The sequence below is a fragment of the uncultured Sneathiella sp. genome (assembly GCF_963976355.1).
In the GTDB taxonomy this organism is placed as follows: domain Bacteria; phylum Pseudomonadota; class Alphaproteobacteria; order Sneathiellales; family Sneathiellaceae; genus Sneathiella.
In genome coordinates this window covers 228,932-245,127 of the sequence record NZ_CAXBKA010000001.1, presented here as the reverse complement: position 1 = coordinate 245,127, position 16,196 = coordinate 228,932, and the positions used below count along the sequence as shown (strand labels likewise).

Below are 16,196 nucleotides of genomic sequence, written 5' to 3'. Positions count from 1 at the left end.
GTCGCCATGAGTTTCACCGATACCATTTACGCGCTGGCAAGCGGGCGGGGCCGTGCCGGGGTTGCCGTTGTGCGCATCTCTGGCCCGGGCGCCGTGGCGTCGCTGGAGGGGATGACGGGCAAGACTGCGCCCGATCCACGGGTCGCAAGCCTTCGGAATATTTATCGTTCTTCAAATAAAAGCATTATAGATCAATCACTTGTCATTCTTTTCAAGGGGCCGGAGAGTTTCACCGGGGAGGATGTGGTTGAGCTGCATCTGCATGGCGGTCCGGCCATTCTTGCGGCGGTGATGGAAGAACTCTCCGGATTTTCTGGGCATCGGCCCGCAACGCCGGGGGAGTTTACACGCCGCGCCTTTGAGCATGGCAAGATGGATTTGACGGAGGCAGAGGGTCTCGGCGATCTCGTAAATGCGGAGACGGAAGCACAGGCCACCCAGGCGCTTCGCCAGATGCAGGGGGAACTCGGCCGGATTTATGAAGGATGGCGCTCGGCGCTGGTTTCCTCTCTTGCGCATCTCGAGGCGGATATCGATTTCCCCGATGAGGATCTACCGGGCGGGGTCGCGGCGGCGGTCGCCCCGAAAGTCGCGCTGTTGAAGAAAGAGATTATCGCGCATCTTTCCGATGGTCATCGCGGGGAGAAAATACGCGAGGGGCTGGATGTCGTCATTCTCGGGCGGCCCAATGTCGGAAAATCAAGCCTTTTGAACGCGCTGGCCCGCCGCGATGCGGCGATTGTGTCGGACGAAGCGGGGACGACCCGAGATATTATCGAGGTTCCGATGGATCTCGCCGGATATCCGGTAACGATCGTCGATACGGCGGGATTACGGCTTTCGGACAACAGGATCGAGCGGGAAGGCGTCCGGCGGGCGCGGGATCGGGCGGCGCGGGCGGATATCCGTCTTTTCATGACAACGGCGGATGCGCCCGCAATCCCGGATGAATTCGCTGATCTGCTGCAGGACGGGGATTACCGGCTGGTCAATAAGACCGACCTGGTTGCGGAAAGCCCAAGGGTGAAGACCGCGCCGCATCTTTTCCCGCTGTCGGTCGCGGCGGGAGAGGGGCTGGATGCTCTTCTGGCCGCGTTGGAAGCGGACGTGACTCGCCGCCTCGATCTTTCCGGCGCTCCGGCCCTGACCCGCGTGCGCCATCGTCAGGCGCTGGAGGATTGCGTGGCGGCCCTCGATCGATTCGATGGATCGAGGGAACCGGAGCTGGCGGCAGAGGATATTCGTCTTGCCGTCCGTGCGCTGGGGCGGATTACCGGGCGAGTCGATGTAGAAGACGTGCTGGATGTCATCTTTGGCGATTTCTGTATCGGAAAATAGGGACGGGAGGAAATGTTTCACGTGAAACATCGGCCCGCAGTATATATTCAGCGTTTCACGTGAAACATTTTGACGGGTAGAGACGCTCCCGTCTTGTAAATGCGCCGGATTCCCGTTATGTAGGGGCGGAATTTCAAGGGTGCCGCGATGAAGCGATATGATGTCATTGTAATCGGTGGGGGACATGCGGGCTGCGAGGCGGCGGCGGCCTCCGCGCGCCTTGGGGCCGAAACCCTCCTGATCACCCACAAGCTGGAAACCATTGGCGAGATGTCCTGCAACCCGGCCATCGGCGGTCTTGGCAAAGGCCATCTGGTGCGGGAGATCGATGCGCTGGACGGAGTGATGGGCCGGGTCGCCGATGCCGCGGGCATCCAGTTCCGGCTTTTGAATCGCCGGAAAGGGCCCGCTGTGCGGGGCCCGCGGGCGCAGTCGGATCGCAAACTCTATCGGGAGGCCATGCAGGCCACTCTCCGGGGTCAGGAAAATCTGGACATCCGCGCGGCTGCGGTGGAAGACTTGATTGTGACGGACGGAGTTGTCTCCGGGGTGATTACCGCAGATGGAACGGAAATTCCCTGTGGCAAGGTGATTTTGACCACCGGCACTTTCCTCCGGGGTCTTATCCATATGGGGGAGACGAAAATCCCCGCCGGACGGATTGGCGATGCGCCCTCCAACGGGCTGTCCGATACGCTGGAGCGCGCCGGGTTCGAGCTCGGGCGGCTTAAAACCGGCACGCCGGCGCGGCTTAAAGGCGGGACGATTGACTGGTCGATACTGGTGGAACAGCCGGGCGATGACATTCCCGTTCCTTTCTCCTTTCTCACGAAGAAGATCACGACACCGCAGATTTCCTGCCATATCACGACAACGACCGAGGAAACCCACCGGATTATCCGGGACAATCTTCATCGGGCGCCCATGTATTCCGGACAGATCGAAGGCACGGGCCCGCGCTACTGCCCGTCGATCGAAGATAAAGTCGTGCGCTTTGCTGAAAAGCCGGGACATCAGATTTTCCTGGAACCGGAGGGCCTTGATGACGATACGATCTATCCCAACGGGATTTCCACGTCGCTGCCGGAAGATGTACAGATAGCGTTCCTGCGCTCCATTCCGGGGCTGGAGAAGGTGGAATGGTATCGCCCGGGCTATGCCATCGAATATGATTTCGTCGATCCGCGGGAGCTGAAGCCGACTCTCGAGACCCGACGGCTCAAAAATCTGTACCTCGCCGGGCAGATCAACGGTACGACCGGATATGAGGAAGCGGCGGCGCAGGGATTGATGGCCGGTCTGAATGCGGCCCGCAGCGCCGGTGGGGGAGAGGATGTCATTCTTGATCGGGCCGATGCCTATATCGGGGTGATGATCGATGACCTGATCACCCGGGGCACGAAGGAACCCTATCGCATGTTTACCTCCCGCGCGGAGTATCGGTTGATCCTGCGGGCGGACAATGCGGATCAGCGGCTGACCGGGCGCGGACTCGAAATCGGTTGCATCGGTCCGGAGCGAGAGGTGGCCTACCGTGCGAAGACGGAAGACCTTGAGGTGGCGCGGGCGCTGTTCGAACGCCTCAGCATGACCCCCAATGAAGCCCGCCGTCACGGGTTCAATGTCAATCAGGATGGCGTGCGCCGGACGGCGTCGGATTTGCTGGCCTACCCGGAGATCACGACGGAGGACATCTCGCGCATTTGGCCCGAAGTTTCTGATTTCACACCAGAAATTCTAGACCAGATTGCCATAGATGCGCAATATAGCGGCTATCTGGAGCGGCAGAAATCGGATATCCGGGATTTCCGGAAAGACGAGACGTTGCGGCTGCCCGATGATCTGGTGTTTGAAGACGTCGCCGGCCTCTCCATGGAAGTGCGGACAAAGCTGGCGGCGGTCCGCCCGACGACCCTCGGCCAGGCGGCGCGAATTTCCGGTGTTACGCCTGCGGCCCTGACGGCGCTTCTCTCTTATGTGAAGCGCGGAGCGCATCGCCGGCATGGCTGAGCCGCATCGTCCTTTCGGACCAGACGATTTTAGATCGGCGCTGAATGTTTCACGTGAAACATTGGACCGGCTCGGGATATATGCCGAGCTATTGCAGAAATGGCAGAAGGCGATCAATCTCGTCGGAAAGTCCACGCTCCCCGATCTCTGGCGGCGCCATATGCTCGATAGCGCACAGCTTTTGATCCACACGGCGAGAACCACCGGCCGCTGGATCGATCTTGGAAGCGGGGCAGGCTTCCCGCCGCTGGTAATCGCGATTTGCAGCGACTTCGAGGTTCATGCGGTCGAAAGCGATCAGCGCAAATGCCTCTTCATGCAAAATGTTTCACGTGAAACATCGGCGGGAGTCACCGTTCATAACTGCCGGATCGAGGACATGGAGCCCCTGGAGGCCGATATTATCTCTGCCCGGGCACTGGCTCCGCTCGAAAAGCTGCTGACCCTCGCGGAACCCTTTGTCCGGAAAGACACAGAATTATTCTTTTTAAAAGGACAAGATGTAGATGAGGAATTGACGATAGCCTCTAAATGTTGGAATATGGAGATCAAGAAACTCCGTAGTTTAACAAGTGAAGACGGCTGCATCCTGAAAATTTCCAAGTTGCGCCGCCGATCATAGTAGAGAGAGGCCTGAGAATCATGAGTAACGATGTGGCAAGTCTTCATAATCTGGTATCTGCGCGTATCCTGGCCATTGCAAATCAAAAAGGCGGCGTGGGTAAAACCACCACAACCATAAATCTGGCAACGGCGCTCGCCGCGATTGGCCAGAAAGTCCTGATTGTCGATATCGATCCGCAGGGCAATGCGAGCACCGGGCTTGGCATTGGCCGCGAAGACCGGGGCGAGAATGTCTATGGCGTCCTTATGGGGGAAACGCCGATCCGAGCCGCTATCCATAAGACCAGCATCCCGCAGCTCGATGTCGTCCCCTCGACCGCGGATCTCTCTGGCGCCGAGCTGGAGCTGATTGAACTCGACCGCCGCAGCCATCGGCTGTATGATGCGGTGTCGGAAGTGCGGGGCGATTATGATTACATCCTCGTCGATTGCCCGCCCTCGCTGAACCTGCTGACCCTGAACGCGATGGTGGCCGTGCATGCGGTCGTTGTGCCGCTGCAATGCGAGTTTTTCGCGCTTGAAGGCCTCAGCATGCTGATGAAAACGATTGAGCGGGTGCGTCTCACCCTCAATCCCGGGCTTGAAATACAGGGGGTTGTCCTGACCATGTTCGACAAGCGCAACAATCTGTCGCTTCAGGTGGCGCAGGATGTCCGCGATTTTCTCGGCGACAAGGTCTACCGGACGGTTATCCCGCGTAATGTCCGGATTTCGGAGGCGCCGAGCCATGGCAAGCCGGTCCTGATCTATGATCACCGCTGTGCCGGCAGCCAGGCCTATATCCGCCTTGCCAGTGAAGTGATCCGGCGGGAACGCCACCTCAATGCGGCCTGACGGCCGGAATGCGAATAGACAATGACTGACGATATTTCAAAGAAGAAACTGGGGCGGGGGCTTTCCGCCCTGCTGGGCGACGACGTGGCCGCGGATTATGCCGATCTCGACAAGGTACGCTCGGCCAAGGAGGTCCCGGTGGAGCAGATGCGCGCGAACAAGTTTCAGCCGCGCCTCGACTGGGACCAGGAGGCACTGGACAGCCTCGCCGCCTCCATTGCGGAAAAGGGCGTGTTGCAACCTATTCTGGTGCGCCGGAACCCCACCTCTGACAGTGAATATGAAATTATCGCCGGGGAGCGGCGGTGGCGCGCGGCGCAGATGGCGCAGCTGCATCAGGTGCCGGTCATCATCAAGGAGCTGACCGACGCCGAGACCATGGAAATTGCGCTGATCGAGAATATCCAGCGCGAGGACCTGTCGCCGATAGAAGAGGCGGAGGCCTACAAGCGGCTCATGGGGGAATTCGATCATACCCAGGAAACCCTCTCTCAGCATGTCGGCAAGAGCCGGACCCATGTCGCGAATATGATGCGGCTCCTGACCCTGCCGCCCGCTGTGCAGACGATGGTGCGCGAGGGTAAATTGTCCGCCGGGGCGGCGCGATCGCTCATCAATCAGGACAATGCCGAGGAACTGGCGAAAAAGATTGTACGGGAAGGACTTAGCGTCCGCGCCGTGGAAAAGCTCGTCAAGAAAAAGGGCCATCGCAAAGACGGCGAGGGGCCGCTTGGCGTCATGGCGCGCCGGGTGATGAAAAGCCCGGATGTCCGCGCGCTGGAGGATGATCTCGGCGCCGCCATCGGGATGGAAGTCTCCATTGATCATTTCGATACGGGCAACGGCACGCTGACCATCCACTATGGGGACCTCGATCAGCTCGATGAGGCCTGCCGCCGCCTGACGCGGGAGCCGCTGAACTTCTTTCGCGACGAACCGGAGGAGGATCCGCTCGACGAGGACGATGATCTCGAGGATGAATTCGCCGAAGACGCCGAAGATGAGCCCGCGCCCGACCCCGAAGAAACCTTGGAAGAGGAAGATGAGGACGACGAAGAGGACTATGGCTACGACGACGAAATCAAAAACGCCCTCGGCGACGCGCTGAAGGATTAATTCTAGTTAAAGGCGTAGATATTATAAATCCGGAAATTCCATGATTCGAGGACGCAGCCAATAGATGGTATTCTCGGAAGGATCGTAGAAAAAAGGAATGCGAACACTTCGTCCCGTCTTGTCGACTTCTTCAAATTCATTAATAACTGGTATCTCAACTCCATTTTTCCGGAGGATGGTTTGATGCCGAGATGTGCGCGCTAAAGCTTCCCCAGTATTACTTCTTTCAACCGATACTGAGTAAAGTTCTTGCTTTTTACTACGGCGATAAAGCATCAAGTATCCCATTTGATCAGGAAAATAAGTTTGACCTTCAGCTGTTTCAAAAATCGGGATGACATAGTCATATGAGAGATCTTTGGCGTAGGGTTCACTTTCCAGACTAATGCTAAAAAAAGGTAATCCGAATAATCCCCAACCGGGAGGCCTAGGAAAAGCAAAGCCTTCAGTGTATTTTTTCTTCAAACCGACTGGATAAACGAATCCCTGCAAGTCATTAAGCGGTGTTGGCTTTGTTATCCCGTCAACGATAACGGTTTCGGGGCTGCTTTTTCGAAACAGCTCAAGCGGCATTGAAGTCAAATAGCTGCTTTCAAAATACATCTCTTTTGAATTGCCAATTTCCGCGCTTGCCGGGTCAAAACTGCGAAGCCAGTTAAACTTGTCCATAAAGCTGGGGAAGGCCCATTTGGGGCTTGGCGTGATATCATACTCAAGAAGATCGATTTCGCGATCATCACGCCGGTAGTAGCTACGTGATGCAATCAGTTTGACTACCTGCGGATCATCCGCATTATCCAGAAGCGCCACCATCGGCATAAAGCCCTCCGGCAGAACATTTCCCTCACCCTCTTCCTTTTTCGCTTTTTGGACCAGATCACAGACCGTCGGGATCGTGACCATTACCCCCTGACCATCTTCCAGCTCTGCACCCGTCGACATATCGCGTGAAAAATACCGAAAAGGACGTTTAAACCATTTCGATGGTTTGACTAGGTAAGGTAATGCCTCTCCTTGTGGAATTTCGAGACAGGGAACGGTGCGACTTATCTCGACCAGTTCGTCGCCGACCTTGAGTTTGATGGCGACGTCGTACATCGGTGTCTGCCCGGAGAGGAGTTTGTAATAATCCCAAACGTGCGATGCGGTCCAGAATCCGACGATGACGAGGAGAAGCCAGACCCATTTCTTCCGCATAAGGCGGGACAAAGCCGTTTTAGTCCGCGTAAGTTCCATTGTTTGCCACGAGCCATCCTGAAAACACCATTTATAAGAATAATCAGAATATAAAAACAATCCTGAATATATTCTTAAGACCGGATAGCGAAATACGGATGTTCGCGGCCCGCCTCAATGCGGGAGGGGGCGGAAATGTTCGACCAGATAGTCGATAAAGACGCGCACCTTGGGGGACAGGTTGCGCTTGTCGGAATAGACGGCAAAGATATCGGTGGCCTTTTCCTCATACTCCGGCAGCAGCGTAACGAGACGGCCCGCGGCGATATCCGGATCCACGAGATAGGAGGAAAGCTGCGCAATCCCGAGCCCGGCGAGGGTCGCGTGATAGACCGCATCGGCGCTGTTGGCATCGAAATTGCCGGTCGCGGCGAAGGTCCAGGTTTCCTCGCCTTTGCGAAAATGCCAGTCATTCCAGTTCGCCACCGTCGAAATCCTGAGACAGTTGTGATTTTTGAGATCGTCCGGCGTTTGCGGCGCACCATGTTTTTCTAGATAGGCGGGTGAGGCGCAGAGATGGCGCTTGCTGCTGGACAGCTTGCAGGCAACCAGCGAGGCATCGGTAATCTGCTCGGGAAAACGAATGGCGAGATCATAGTCGGAGTCGGAGAGATCAATTTGCCGATCCGTCAGCTCCAGCGCGACCGTCACTTCCGGGAAACTGGCGGTAAAGGCCGGCATCAGCGGCATCAGGCAGGCCTTGCCGAACGCCACCGATGCGGCGATGCGCAAATTCCCCTGCGGCCGGCCGCTGAAGGACTGTGCGAGCTGCTCGGCGCGGGTCACACCCGCGGAAATCTCCGCACAGCGCTCGTAGAATGTGCGTCCTTCCAAAGTCGTTGAAATATGGCGGGTAGACCGGTTCAGGAGCCGGACGCCGAGCCGGTCTTCCAGCTGGCTTATCTGCTTGCTGACGGCCGACGGGGTCAGGCCGAGGGCGCGTGCCGTGGCTGAGAAGCTGCCATGATCCACGACATTCGCGAACAGGATCATCTGGCTGGCTATGTCCATGGGACTTATGTCTCCATCTTTTCCTGCGGGGCAAAACAGTTTTGACCAGTCAGGCCATTATCAAATGGTGCACTGCCGCATATATTGTTGCAATGCAGCATAAATATGGCTGTAGATAATGTCTTTCGCAAGAGTAAAAAAGGAAATTTCGATGAATGATTTGTTAAACGAGAACAATCTAAGAAATGCCAGCCTTGCGGACATAGATCGTTGCGTCCGGGAGGGCCGCCGACTTCGGGCTGAGGAAGTTCAGAAGTTGATGGGGCGCGCTAACGCGTTGGTCCGCAAATTCTTTTCCATGCTTTACCGGGGGCTGAAACTCGCCGGAAAGCGGATGACGGCCCGGTTGGAAGCATCAACCCTCCGTCATCAACAGACAAGGCTCCATTATGACTGAGCCGTTCAACGCCGCCGGGCTGAAACTCCTGCCGGGTTATATACCGCCCTTTTGCAGGGAACTCCGTCCGGCGGAGCATGATCTGTTATTGCCGCATTTACAACGGCTTAGCGTGGAAAGCCTTCGTCTCCGGTTCGGCTCTCCGGTCTCAGATCATGTTGTGGCGCAATATTGCCGGAACGACGGGCGGCCCCTGCCGATCATCTTCGGCGCGTTTCTGGGGCCCGATCTTCGCGGCGTTGTCGAGCTCAGGTTCGGGAATAACGTTTCATCCTCGCAGGCGGAACTCGCCATCAGCGTCGAGGATGACTGGCAGCAGATGGGGATCGGGACGGAGCTGATGACCCTCGCGCTTCGATGTGCACGTGACAGCCATATCGATGTTCTGGAGGTGAACTTCGTGCCCAATAACATGGCCATGCGCCGGCTTGCCCAGAAGTTCGGCGCACGCTTCTCCCACCAGACTGGCCTGGTAAAGGGGGTTTTCCCTCTTGTCCAGCCGGGTTATGCGGTTATCGCCGGGTCCAAGAGGCCGCAATAGCTTTCGTCTGGTGACCCCCGCCCGTCGCTCAACCTGTCATCCCTTTAATAGAGGGAAGATTGCTGGCGGGCGGGGAGCTCGGCGTCATAGGTTTCGGCATCAAAGTCGGGCTTGGCACCGCGTGTCATCTGCCCGGCCGTCGGCACGCCGCCTTTCGCAAGTTGCGCCGCCGGATCCCAGAGTTTTGAGCGCTTGAGGGCGCGGGCGCATTGGAAATACACCGCGTCGATATCCACCAGAATGACCGAGAGCGGCGTCGTGGCGCCAACCCTAAAGCTCTGAATTAATTCAGATTCTGTCGTTACAGTCGCGCGACCGTTGATACGGAGCGTCTCCTCGATCCCCGGGATGAGGAAGAGCAGGGCAACGCGCGGGTCATGAAGGATGTTTCGCAAGGTGTCGAGGCGGTTATTGCCCCGCCGGTCGGGAATGGCGATATGCCGATCATCGAGAATGCGGAAAAGCTGCCCCGCCGCATCACCGCGCGGCGAGCAATCAAGCCCGCCGGGCCCGCTGCTCGCGAGGGCAAAAAACGGCGCTTCCCCGATCCAGCGGCGATATTCGGGCGTAAGGAACGGTGTCTCCTTCGCCAGCGAGTTGGGATTGACCGGACCATAGAGCGCCTCCAGCGCCTCTATCGTGGTGATGTCAGGTGATTTTGCCATGCGCGGGGCCCTCGGTTGCGGGGAGTTACCGAAACTATAGATTTGCGGCCCGGAAAATACCAGCCGCAGGTAACCGCTTTATGACAGATCGAGCGATTTTGCCCAGTTTTCTGCCCATCGGTCGAAGCCTGCGAGCTGGCTCGACAGCTCCGCCCCGGCGTCCGTATAGGCATAGCCCCCCTCCTGATGATCGACAAGCGCGAGGTCGCGCAGGGTTTTGAGCCGCGCATTCAGCACCGTCGGCGATATGTCGTCGCAGCGGGCGCGGAGGTCGCGGAAATTAAGGCGGCCATGGCGCAATTCCCAGAGAATACGCAATGTCCAGCGTTGCCCGAGCACATCGAACAGCACCATAACCGGCCGTCCGGTCGTCGATCCGCGCACCCTTGATCCCGGTTTTTTGGGCTCCATCTATGATTCCTTCTTGACGCTACATATTTAGTAGCATACTGTTGCTACAGAATACATAGCACAAAAGGAGCCCGAAATGAACCATGTTCTGAAACCGATTAACGAGCCATTCTCGCCTGAAATCGCAGAAATATTAAAAACTTATCCGCAGCGGAACGGCTATATCCTGAAACTCTTCCGCATTTTTGCAAACAGCCGTCGGTTCCTCAGAAAAGGGGTCCCGAACCTGCTGGACAGGGAAAGCCCGCTTTCCATGCGCGCGCGCGAGATCGTCATCCTCCGCGTCACCGCGAACCGCAATTGCGAATATGAATGGGGCGTGCATGTGGGCGCCTTTGCGGAACATGTGAAACTTACGCCCGAGCAGGTCCGCGCGACGCGGCTGGCAAATGCCGATGCGCCCTGCTGGCCGGAAGAAGAGGGGTTCCTCCTCCGCGTCGTCGATGAAATCTGCGAGAACGGCGATTTAAGCGAGGATACGCTCAAAAAGTTCCAGTCCGCCTGGACCCTCGACCAACAGCTCGAAATCATTGCGCTTTGCGGCGCCTACCACACCGTCAGCTTCACCGCCAATATCGCCCGGATTGAGGGCGAGGATTTCGCCGAGAGGTTTCCGGTCTAGAACCCCAGCAATTCCGGCAACTCCCGCATTTCCTTGAAAACCTTTGCGCCGGTGGCGGCGAGGTCGGCGCCGGCGTGATGCGGAGCAAAGCCGTAGCAGGGGATATTGGCGCGGGCCGCTCCGGTCGCGCCGAGAACGCTGTCCTCGATCACCACGGCGCGGGCAGGCTCCATGTTGAAGGCGGCAAGCGCGGCCTGAAACAGCGCCGGATCGGGTTTCGAGGTGTTGAGCGTATGGGCGGAGAACATTGCGCCTTCAAATCGCGGGAACAAGCCTGTCTGGCCAAGGGTAATCGCCATCTTCTCCTCGCTCCCGTTGGAGGCGACGCAAAAGGGAATATACAGGCTTTCCAGCCGGTCGAGGATTTCGGGAATGCCCTTTACCGCGTCCACGCCCCGCTTCAGCGCCTCGAACTCCTCGGCATAGACGGTGGCGATCCAGTTCTCGGGAAGGGTCGCGCCGAGCCGGATGGCCTCCTGCTCGACATTGATCATGCTCCAGCCGGTAAACTTGACGATGCAGTCCTCTGTTGAGAGCGGCAGGCCGTGACGGGTCAGGTTTTGGGCAAGAACCGCGTTGGAAACCGGTTCCGTGTCCACCAGGACACCGTCGCAATCGAAAATAACGAGATCCGGCCGGTTCATCTATCTCTTCCGGTTGGCCATGGCAATGCGCATCAGGGCCCGGCGGCAGATGGCCTCTTCGGGATACCCCGTTGTTTTACATTTTATTTCCGCATCCAGCGTAATATCCAGGCAGATCGCCATATGACGGCTCGATTTGCCGGAAATCTGCACCGCCGCCTTTTTCTGGTTGAAATAGACAATGCCTGCCTTGCGGATGGCATCCTCGGCGCGCGCGCCCGCATCCCGAAGGGCGGCGGCCTTATGCAGCTGTTTAAGCTGTCCCTGTATGATGCGGAGGAAGCCGATGGGGCTTTCGCCGGCGGAAAAGGCCTTGTTGAGCTGTCGTTCCAGCCCGTCCAAATTGCCAAGAAGCGCCGCATCCATGATATCGAAGATATTCTGCGCGGAGGAATCCCCGATATTGGCGCGCACATCCGCGAGCGTCATCGGGTCGGTGCGCCCGCGCATATAGAGGACCAGCTTGTCCAGCTCCTGACGGGAAATGGCGCGATCACTCCCCAGGTTTTCGCGAAGATAATCAATGACTTCGCGGGGCGGATCGATGTTTGCCGCGCCCAGAACCTCCTTGATCAGGCCGAGAATGTCCTGCGCCTTGTCATGGGCGCAATGCGTCACGACGCCATGGGGAGCCTTGTTGATCATCTTGACGAGGGCGCTGTCTTTGCGGATATCGCCTGCCTCGATCACCAGAAGGCTGTCCGGCAGGTCTTGCTCCGTTGCCGGTTCCAGATAGCCTTTCGAATTGTTGTTCGCACCGCGCAGGCGCACCACCCGCTCTCCCCCCATCATGGAGATGGCCGTGACCTCATCCATCAGGCGGGTGGGATCCGACGTGAGATCGGAGGCCTGAATATCGATAAAGCGGAACGGATCATCGAGGCTGTCCACCACGCTCAGGCAAAGGCTGCGCGACAGCTCCCGCACAAGCCCTTCATCGGGGCCATAAAACAGGAAAATCCGAAGTTTCGGGTCGCGGGATTTAAGGAAAGCGGGGAACCTGCTGCTCGTCAGCTCCACGGCCTAGCGCCCCGAGAAATAGACGGAAAGCTGCTGGTTTATCTGCTCGGCGGCAACAAGGGCGGCCCGTTTTTCCGCATTCTTCGCGGCCGACAGGTTGGCAAATTCCGACTGCACAACGTTGTAGGACGCGATATTCTGCGTCGATCCGCTATAGAGCACTTCCTGCTCGGCGATATTGACCAGGAAGAATTTGCTGGTAAGGGTCAGGTTAAAGCGGGTTTTCGTATCGTCGCTCTGGATGGCAAGGCCCTCGGCGCGGGTTTCCGTGGTCACCTTCAGCCGGTAGAGAGGGTCTCTCGGGATGCCGCCCGGATTAGCGAGATCGAGCAACTCGTTGCGCAAAATCTGGCCGGTGCGTCCCGGCATCGGTTCGATATACATCTGCGCCAGCTTTTCCTGAACATCGGCATTGCGGGTCGCGCTGCCGTAGAGCGGCTGAAACCCGCAGGCCGCCGCGAGGCTCATAATCAGGAAAACAAGGCTGACCCTAAATAACGACATTGACGATCCGGTTCGGTACAACGATGACTTTGCGAATGGCGTTCTCGCCGATGGCATTCTGGACTGATTTCTGCGCGAGTGCAATTTCTTCCACCTTCGCGGCCTCCTCATCAAGTGACACCTCTATGGTGGCGCGCAGCTTGCCTTTTACCTGAACCGCCATGGTCACCCTGTCCTCCACAATCAAGGCAGGGTCTGCCTTTGGCCAGTCCGTATCCACCAGCATGGTGTCATGCCCCAGCATCTGCCAGAGTTCCTCCGCGAGATGGGGCATCATCGGGGCGATGAGCTTGACAATCGCCTCCATGCTTTCGCGGAGCGCCCATTTCACATCGGCGCTGTCTTCGAACTTGACCTCGCTGAGCGCCTTCATGAATTCATAGATACGGGCGATCGCATTGTTGAAATGCAAATCCTCGATATTCTGGGTGACCTGGGCGACCGTTTTATGAGCGACTTTACGAAGGCTCTGGGCCGCATCGGAAAAATCTGCCGGCGCCGGGGCGTTTACCGCGGCGGCCATGTCGAGATTCTCCGAAATATAGCGATGCAGGCGCTGGACAAAGCGCCAGGCGCCGGTCGCCCCCGCATCGGTCCATTCCATGTCACGATCCGGCGGACTGTCGGAGAGGACATACCAGCGGGCCGCGTCGGCCCCGAATTTCTCGATAATCGCGCCGGGATCAACAACGTTTTTCTTGGATTTCGACATCTTTTCGACGCCGCCGACGGTGACGGGCTTGCTGGTTGCCAGCTCCACCAGCTCTCCCGCATCGTTGTGGACGACCTCATCGGGGAGCAGCCATTCACCGGAGGCGGATTTGTAGGTTTCATGGGTGACCATGCCTTGCGTGAACAGCCCGGCAAAGGGTTCTTTTACATCGGACCAGCCGGTTTCCATCATGCCGCGGGAATAAAAGCGCGAATAGAGAAGATGGAGGATCGCATGCTCGATCCCGCCGATATACTGATCGACCGGCAGCCAGTAATCGACTTTTTCCCGATCCACCGGCACGTCGGCGCGGGGGGAACAGAAGCGCGCGAAATACCAGGAACTGTCGACGAAGGTGTCCATTGTGTCGGTCTCGCGGGTCGCCGCGCCGCCACATTCCGGGCATTTGACATGCTTCCAGCTCGGGTGATGGTCGAGCGGGTTGCCCGGCTTGTCGAAGGTGACGTCATCGGGGAGTGTGACGGGCAGGTTTTCTTCCTTCTCCGGTACCGTGCCGCATTTTGCGCAATGGATCATCGGGATCGGGCAGCCCCAGTAGCGCTGGCGCGAGAGGCCCCAGTCCCGCAGGCGGTAATTGATCTTTTCCGTGCCCTTGCCCATTTCCTCGAGTCGGCGGATAATCTCCGATTTCGCGGCCTCAACCTCCAGACCGTTCAGGAAATCGGAATTGATGATCTTGCCGGGGCCGGTGTAGGCCTCATTGCCGATCTCCGGAATATTCTCGTCCGGGGAGACAACGGGGGTGACGTCAAGGCCGTACTTCCGCGCGAAATCGAGGTCGCGCTGGTCATGGGCCGGACAGCCGAAGATCGCGCCCGTGCCGTAATCCATCAGGACGAAGTTGGCGACATAGATCGGGAGTGTTTTGCCCTCAATAAAGGGGTGGGCGACTTTCAGGCCCGTATCGACACCTTTTTTCTCCGCCTTTTCAATGGCTTCTTCGCTGGTGCCCATCTGATGGCACTCGGCGACGAAGGCCGCGACCTTTGCATCATCCTTCGCGAGACGCTGGGTTAGCGGATGATCGGCGGATACCGCCATAAAGCTCGCCCCGAAGAGGGTATCCGGACGCGTCGTATAGATATTGAGCGGGTCGCTCTCGCCGATAATGTCAAAGGCGATATGGGCGCCGGTCGAGCGGCCGATCCAGTTCTGCTGCATCAGGCGCACGCGATCGGGCCAGCGATCGAGGGTGTCGAGCGCGTCCAGCAGTTCCTCGCTATAGTCGGAAATGCGGAACATCCATTGATCGAGCTTGCGTTTTTCGACCACGGCGCCAGAGCGCCAGCCTTTGCCGTCGATCACCTGCTCGTTGGCGAGCACGGTCATATCGATTGGGTCCCAGTTGACCCAGCTTTCCTTGCGATAGACGAGGCCCTTCTTGAAGAAATCAAGGAAGAGCTTCTGCTGATGTCCGTAATAGCCGGGATGGCAGGTGGCGATTTCCTTGCTCCAGTCAAGGGACAGGCCCATGCCCTTCAACTCGTCGCGCATATGGGCGATATTGGCGTAGGTCCAGTCGGCCGGATGCACACCCTTGTCGCGGGCGGCATTCTCGGCGGGCAGTCCGAACGCGTCCCAGCCCATCGGGTGCAACACATTGAAGCCTTGCGCCTTTTTATAGCGGGCGACCACATCGCCCATGGTGTAGTTGCGCACATGGCCGATATGGATACGGCCGGACGGGTAGGGGAACATCTCCAGCACATAGTATTTCGGCTTGGCCGGATCGGCCTCCACTTCGAAACTCTTATGCTCGGCCCAGCCGGCCTGCCATTTGGCTTCTACTTCTTTCGCGTTATAGCGGGACATAGCCTGTTTCCCGTTCCATCCTGATCATCATGTCATAAAAGAGGGGCGATCCGTATTCGCCCGTGGGTCATTAAAAAGCGGTGACGTGCCTCATAATCCGGTGCAGGACCGGCGTTTAGAAGGTTATTCGCCTTCGCGCGCTATCCTGAGGCCGCGGGCTTTGGAAAGAATGGCGTTTTCAAGATCTGCCGTTACCTTCGGCGCGAGCGGGACGGCAATCCACTGGTTCGCTGCATCCAGATTCTGCTTGAAGGCGGTGACGCGCACACCGTCCGCGCGCAAGCGCCGGTCAAGGATATAAACGGTCACCTTGAAGCGTTCATTTGGGGAATCGGGAGAGGAATACCAGTCCGTAATGATCACGCCGCCGAACGGATCCGCGGATGAGAGCGGCATGAAAGAGAGTGTATCGAGAGAGGCACGCCAGAGATAGGCATTGACGCCAAGGCCCCCGCCGCTGCCAACGCCACCTTCAAGGTCCTTCTCATCACCGCCAAAAAGACCGCCCTTGCCGAAGATCGTGTCATCCGGCGCATTTCCCGTCTGATAGACCTGACCGCGACTTGAGGTCGGAAAGGTCGAATTCGAACTCATATCAGATTCACACCCCGCCAGCAAAAGCGCCAGGCAGCATCCGCCCGCCAGTGCAAATTTTCCTCGTCGTGTCATATCTGTCAA

At 57.9% G+C, this 16,196-nt stretch carries 17 protein-coding genes; 8 read left to right on the top strand and 9 right to left on the bottom strand.

The window, feature by feature from the left end; genetic code table 11:
• Positions 1–6 precede the first annotated feature (6 nt).
• From mnmE to AAC599_RS01200, 5 genes are all read left to right on the top strand, one after another.
• Entirely contained in the window at positions 7–1,338 is a 1,332-nt protein-coding gene (mnmE, locus tag AAC599_RS01220) for a tRNA uridine-5-carboxymethylaminomethyl(34) synthesis GTPase MnmE (RefSeq protein ID WP_340148580.1), read from the top strand.
• Positions 1,339–1,485: 147 nt separating this feature from the next.
• Positions 1,486–3,348: a tRNA uridine-5-carboxymethylaminomethyl(34) synthesis enzyme MnmG gene (mnmG, locus tag AAC599_RS01215; protein ID WP_340148579.1), complete on the top strand. Its 1,863-nt coding sequence runs from the start codon at positions 1,486–1,488 to the stop codon at positions 3,346–3,348.
• Positions 3,341–3,970: a 16S rRNA (guanine(527)-N(7))-methyltransferase RsmG gene (rsmG, locus tag AAC599_RS01210; RefSeq protein ID WP_340148578.1), complete on the top strand. Its 630-nt coding sequence runs from the start codon at positions 3,341–3,343 to the stop codon at positions 3,968–3,970. The genes mnmG and rsmG overlap by 8 nt, the downstream gene beginning before the upstream one ends.
• A gap of 20 nt (positions 3,971–3,990) precedes the next feature.
• Entirely contained in the window at positions 3,991–4,806 is an 816-nt protein-coding gene (locus AAC599_RS01205; RefSeq protein WP_340148577.1) for a ParA family protein, read from the top strand.
• 21 nt (positions 4,807–4,827) lie between these two features.
• Positions 4,828–5,922 (top strand): ParB/RepB/Spo0J family partition protein, encoded by a 1,095-nt coding sequence (locus AAC599_RS01200; protein ID WP_340148576.1) that lies wholly within the window; start codon positions 4,828–4,830, stop codon positions 5,920–5,922.
• A 21-nt stretch (positions 5,923–5,943) separates the two neighbouring features.
• Here AAC599_RS01200 and AAC599_RS01195 read toward each other — a convergent pair whose 3' ends face one another.
• Positions 5,944–7,020 (bottom strand): hypothetical protein, encoded by a 1,077-nt coding sequence (locus tag AAC599_RS01195; protein WP_340148575.1) that lies wholly within the window; start codon positions 7,018–7,020, stop codon positions 5,944–5,946.
• Between the two features lie 252 nt (positions 7,021–7,272).
• On the bottom strand, positions 7,273–8,169 hold the full coding sequence (locus tag AAC599_RS01190; RefSeq protein WP_340148574.1) for a LysR family transcriptional regulator: 897 nt from the start codon (positions 8,167–8,169) through the stop codon (positions 7,273–7,275).
• A gap of 151 nt (positions 8,170–8,320) precedes the next feature.
• Between AAC599_RS01190 and AAC599_RS01185 the strand changes: the two genes are divergently transcribed.
• Entirely contained in the window at positions 8,321–8,566 is a 246-nt protein-coding gene (locus tag AAC599_RS01185; protein ID WP_340148573.1) for a hypothetical protein, read from the top strand.
• Positions 8,559–9,107 (top strand): GNAT family N-acetyltransferase, encoded by a 549-nt coding sequence (locus tag AAC599_RS01180; protein ID WP_340148572.1) that lies wholly within the window; start codon positions 8,559–8,561, stop codon positions 9,105–9,107. The genes AAC599_RS01185 and AAC599_RS01180 overlap by 8 nt, the downstream gene beginning before the upstream one ends.
• Before the next feature lie 44 nt (positions 9,108–9,151).
• On the opposite strand, the gene AAC599_RS01175 is transcribed toward AAC599_RS01180, so the two are convergent.
• A complete protein-coding gene (locus tag AAC599_RS01175; protein WP_340148571.1) occupies positions 9,152–9,772 on the bottom strand; it encodes a pyridoxamine 5'-phosphate oxidase family protein in 621 nt (206 codons plus the stop codon).
• A gap of 78 nt (positions 9,773–9,850) precedes the next feature.
• On the bottom strand, positions 9,851–10,183 hold the full coding sequence (locus AAC599_RS01170; protein ID WP_340148570.1) for a helix-turn-helix domain-containing protein: 333 nt from the start codon (positions 10,181–10,183) through the stop codon (positions 9,851–9,853).
• Between the two features lie 76 nt (positions 10,184–10,259).
• Between AAC599_RS01170 and AAC599_RS01165 the strand changes: the two genes are divergently transcribed.
• A complete protein-coding gene (locus tag AAC599_RS01165; RefSeq protein WP_340148569.1) occupies positions 10,260–10,805 on the top strand; it encodes a carboxymuconolactone decarboxylase family protein in 546 nt (181 codons plus the stop codon).
• Here AAC599_RS01165 and AAC599_RS01160 read toward each other — a convergent pair.
• From AAC599_RS01160 to AAC599_RS01140, 5 genes are all read right to left on the bottom strand, one after another.
• Positions 10,802–11,449: an HAD-IA family hydrolase gene (locus AAC599_RS01160; protein WP_340148568.1), complete on the bottom strand. Its 648-nt coding sequence runs from the start codon at positions 11,447–11,449 to the stop codon at positions 10,802–10,804. The two genes, AAC599_RS01165 and AAC599_RS01160, sit on opposite strands and share 4 nt — an antisense overlap.
• Positions 11,450–12,469, bottom strand: coding sequence for a DNA polymerase III subunit delta (holA, locus tag AAC599_RS01155; RefSeq protein WP_340148567.1), 1,020 nt, complete (start codon positions 12,467–12,469; stop codon positions 11,450–11,452). It abuts the gene before it with no gap.
• Positions 12,470–12,472: 3 nt separating this feature from the next.
• A complete protein-coding gene (gene lptE / locus AAC599_RS01150) occupies positions 12,473–12,973 on the bottom strand; it encodes an LPS assembly lipoprotein LptE (protein ID WP_340148566.1) in 501 nt (166 codons plus the stop codon).
• On the bottom strand, positions 12,960–15,518 hold the full coding sequence (gene leuS / locus AAC599_RS01145) for a leucine--tRNA ligase (RefSeq protein ID WP_340148565.1): 2,559 nt from the start codon (positions 15,516–15,518) through the stop codon (positions 12,960–12,962). The genes lptE and leuS overlap by 14 nt, the downstream gene beginning before the upstream one ends.
• 123 nt (positions 15,519–15,641) lie before the next feature.
• Positions 15,642–16,187, bottom strand: coding sequence for a DUF3576 domain-containing protein (locus tag AAC599_RS01140; protein ID WP_340148564.1), 546 nt, complete (start codon positions 16,185–16,187; stop codon positions 15,642–15,644).
• Between the last annotated feature and the right edge of the window lie 9 nt (positions 16,188–16,196).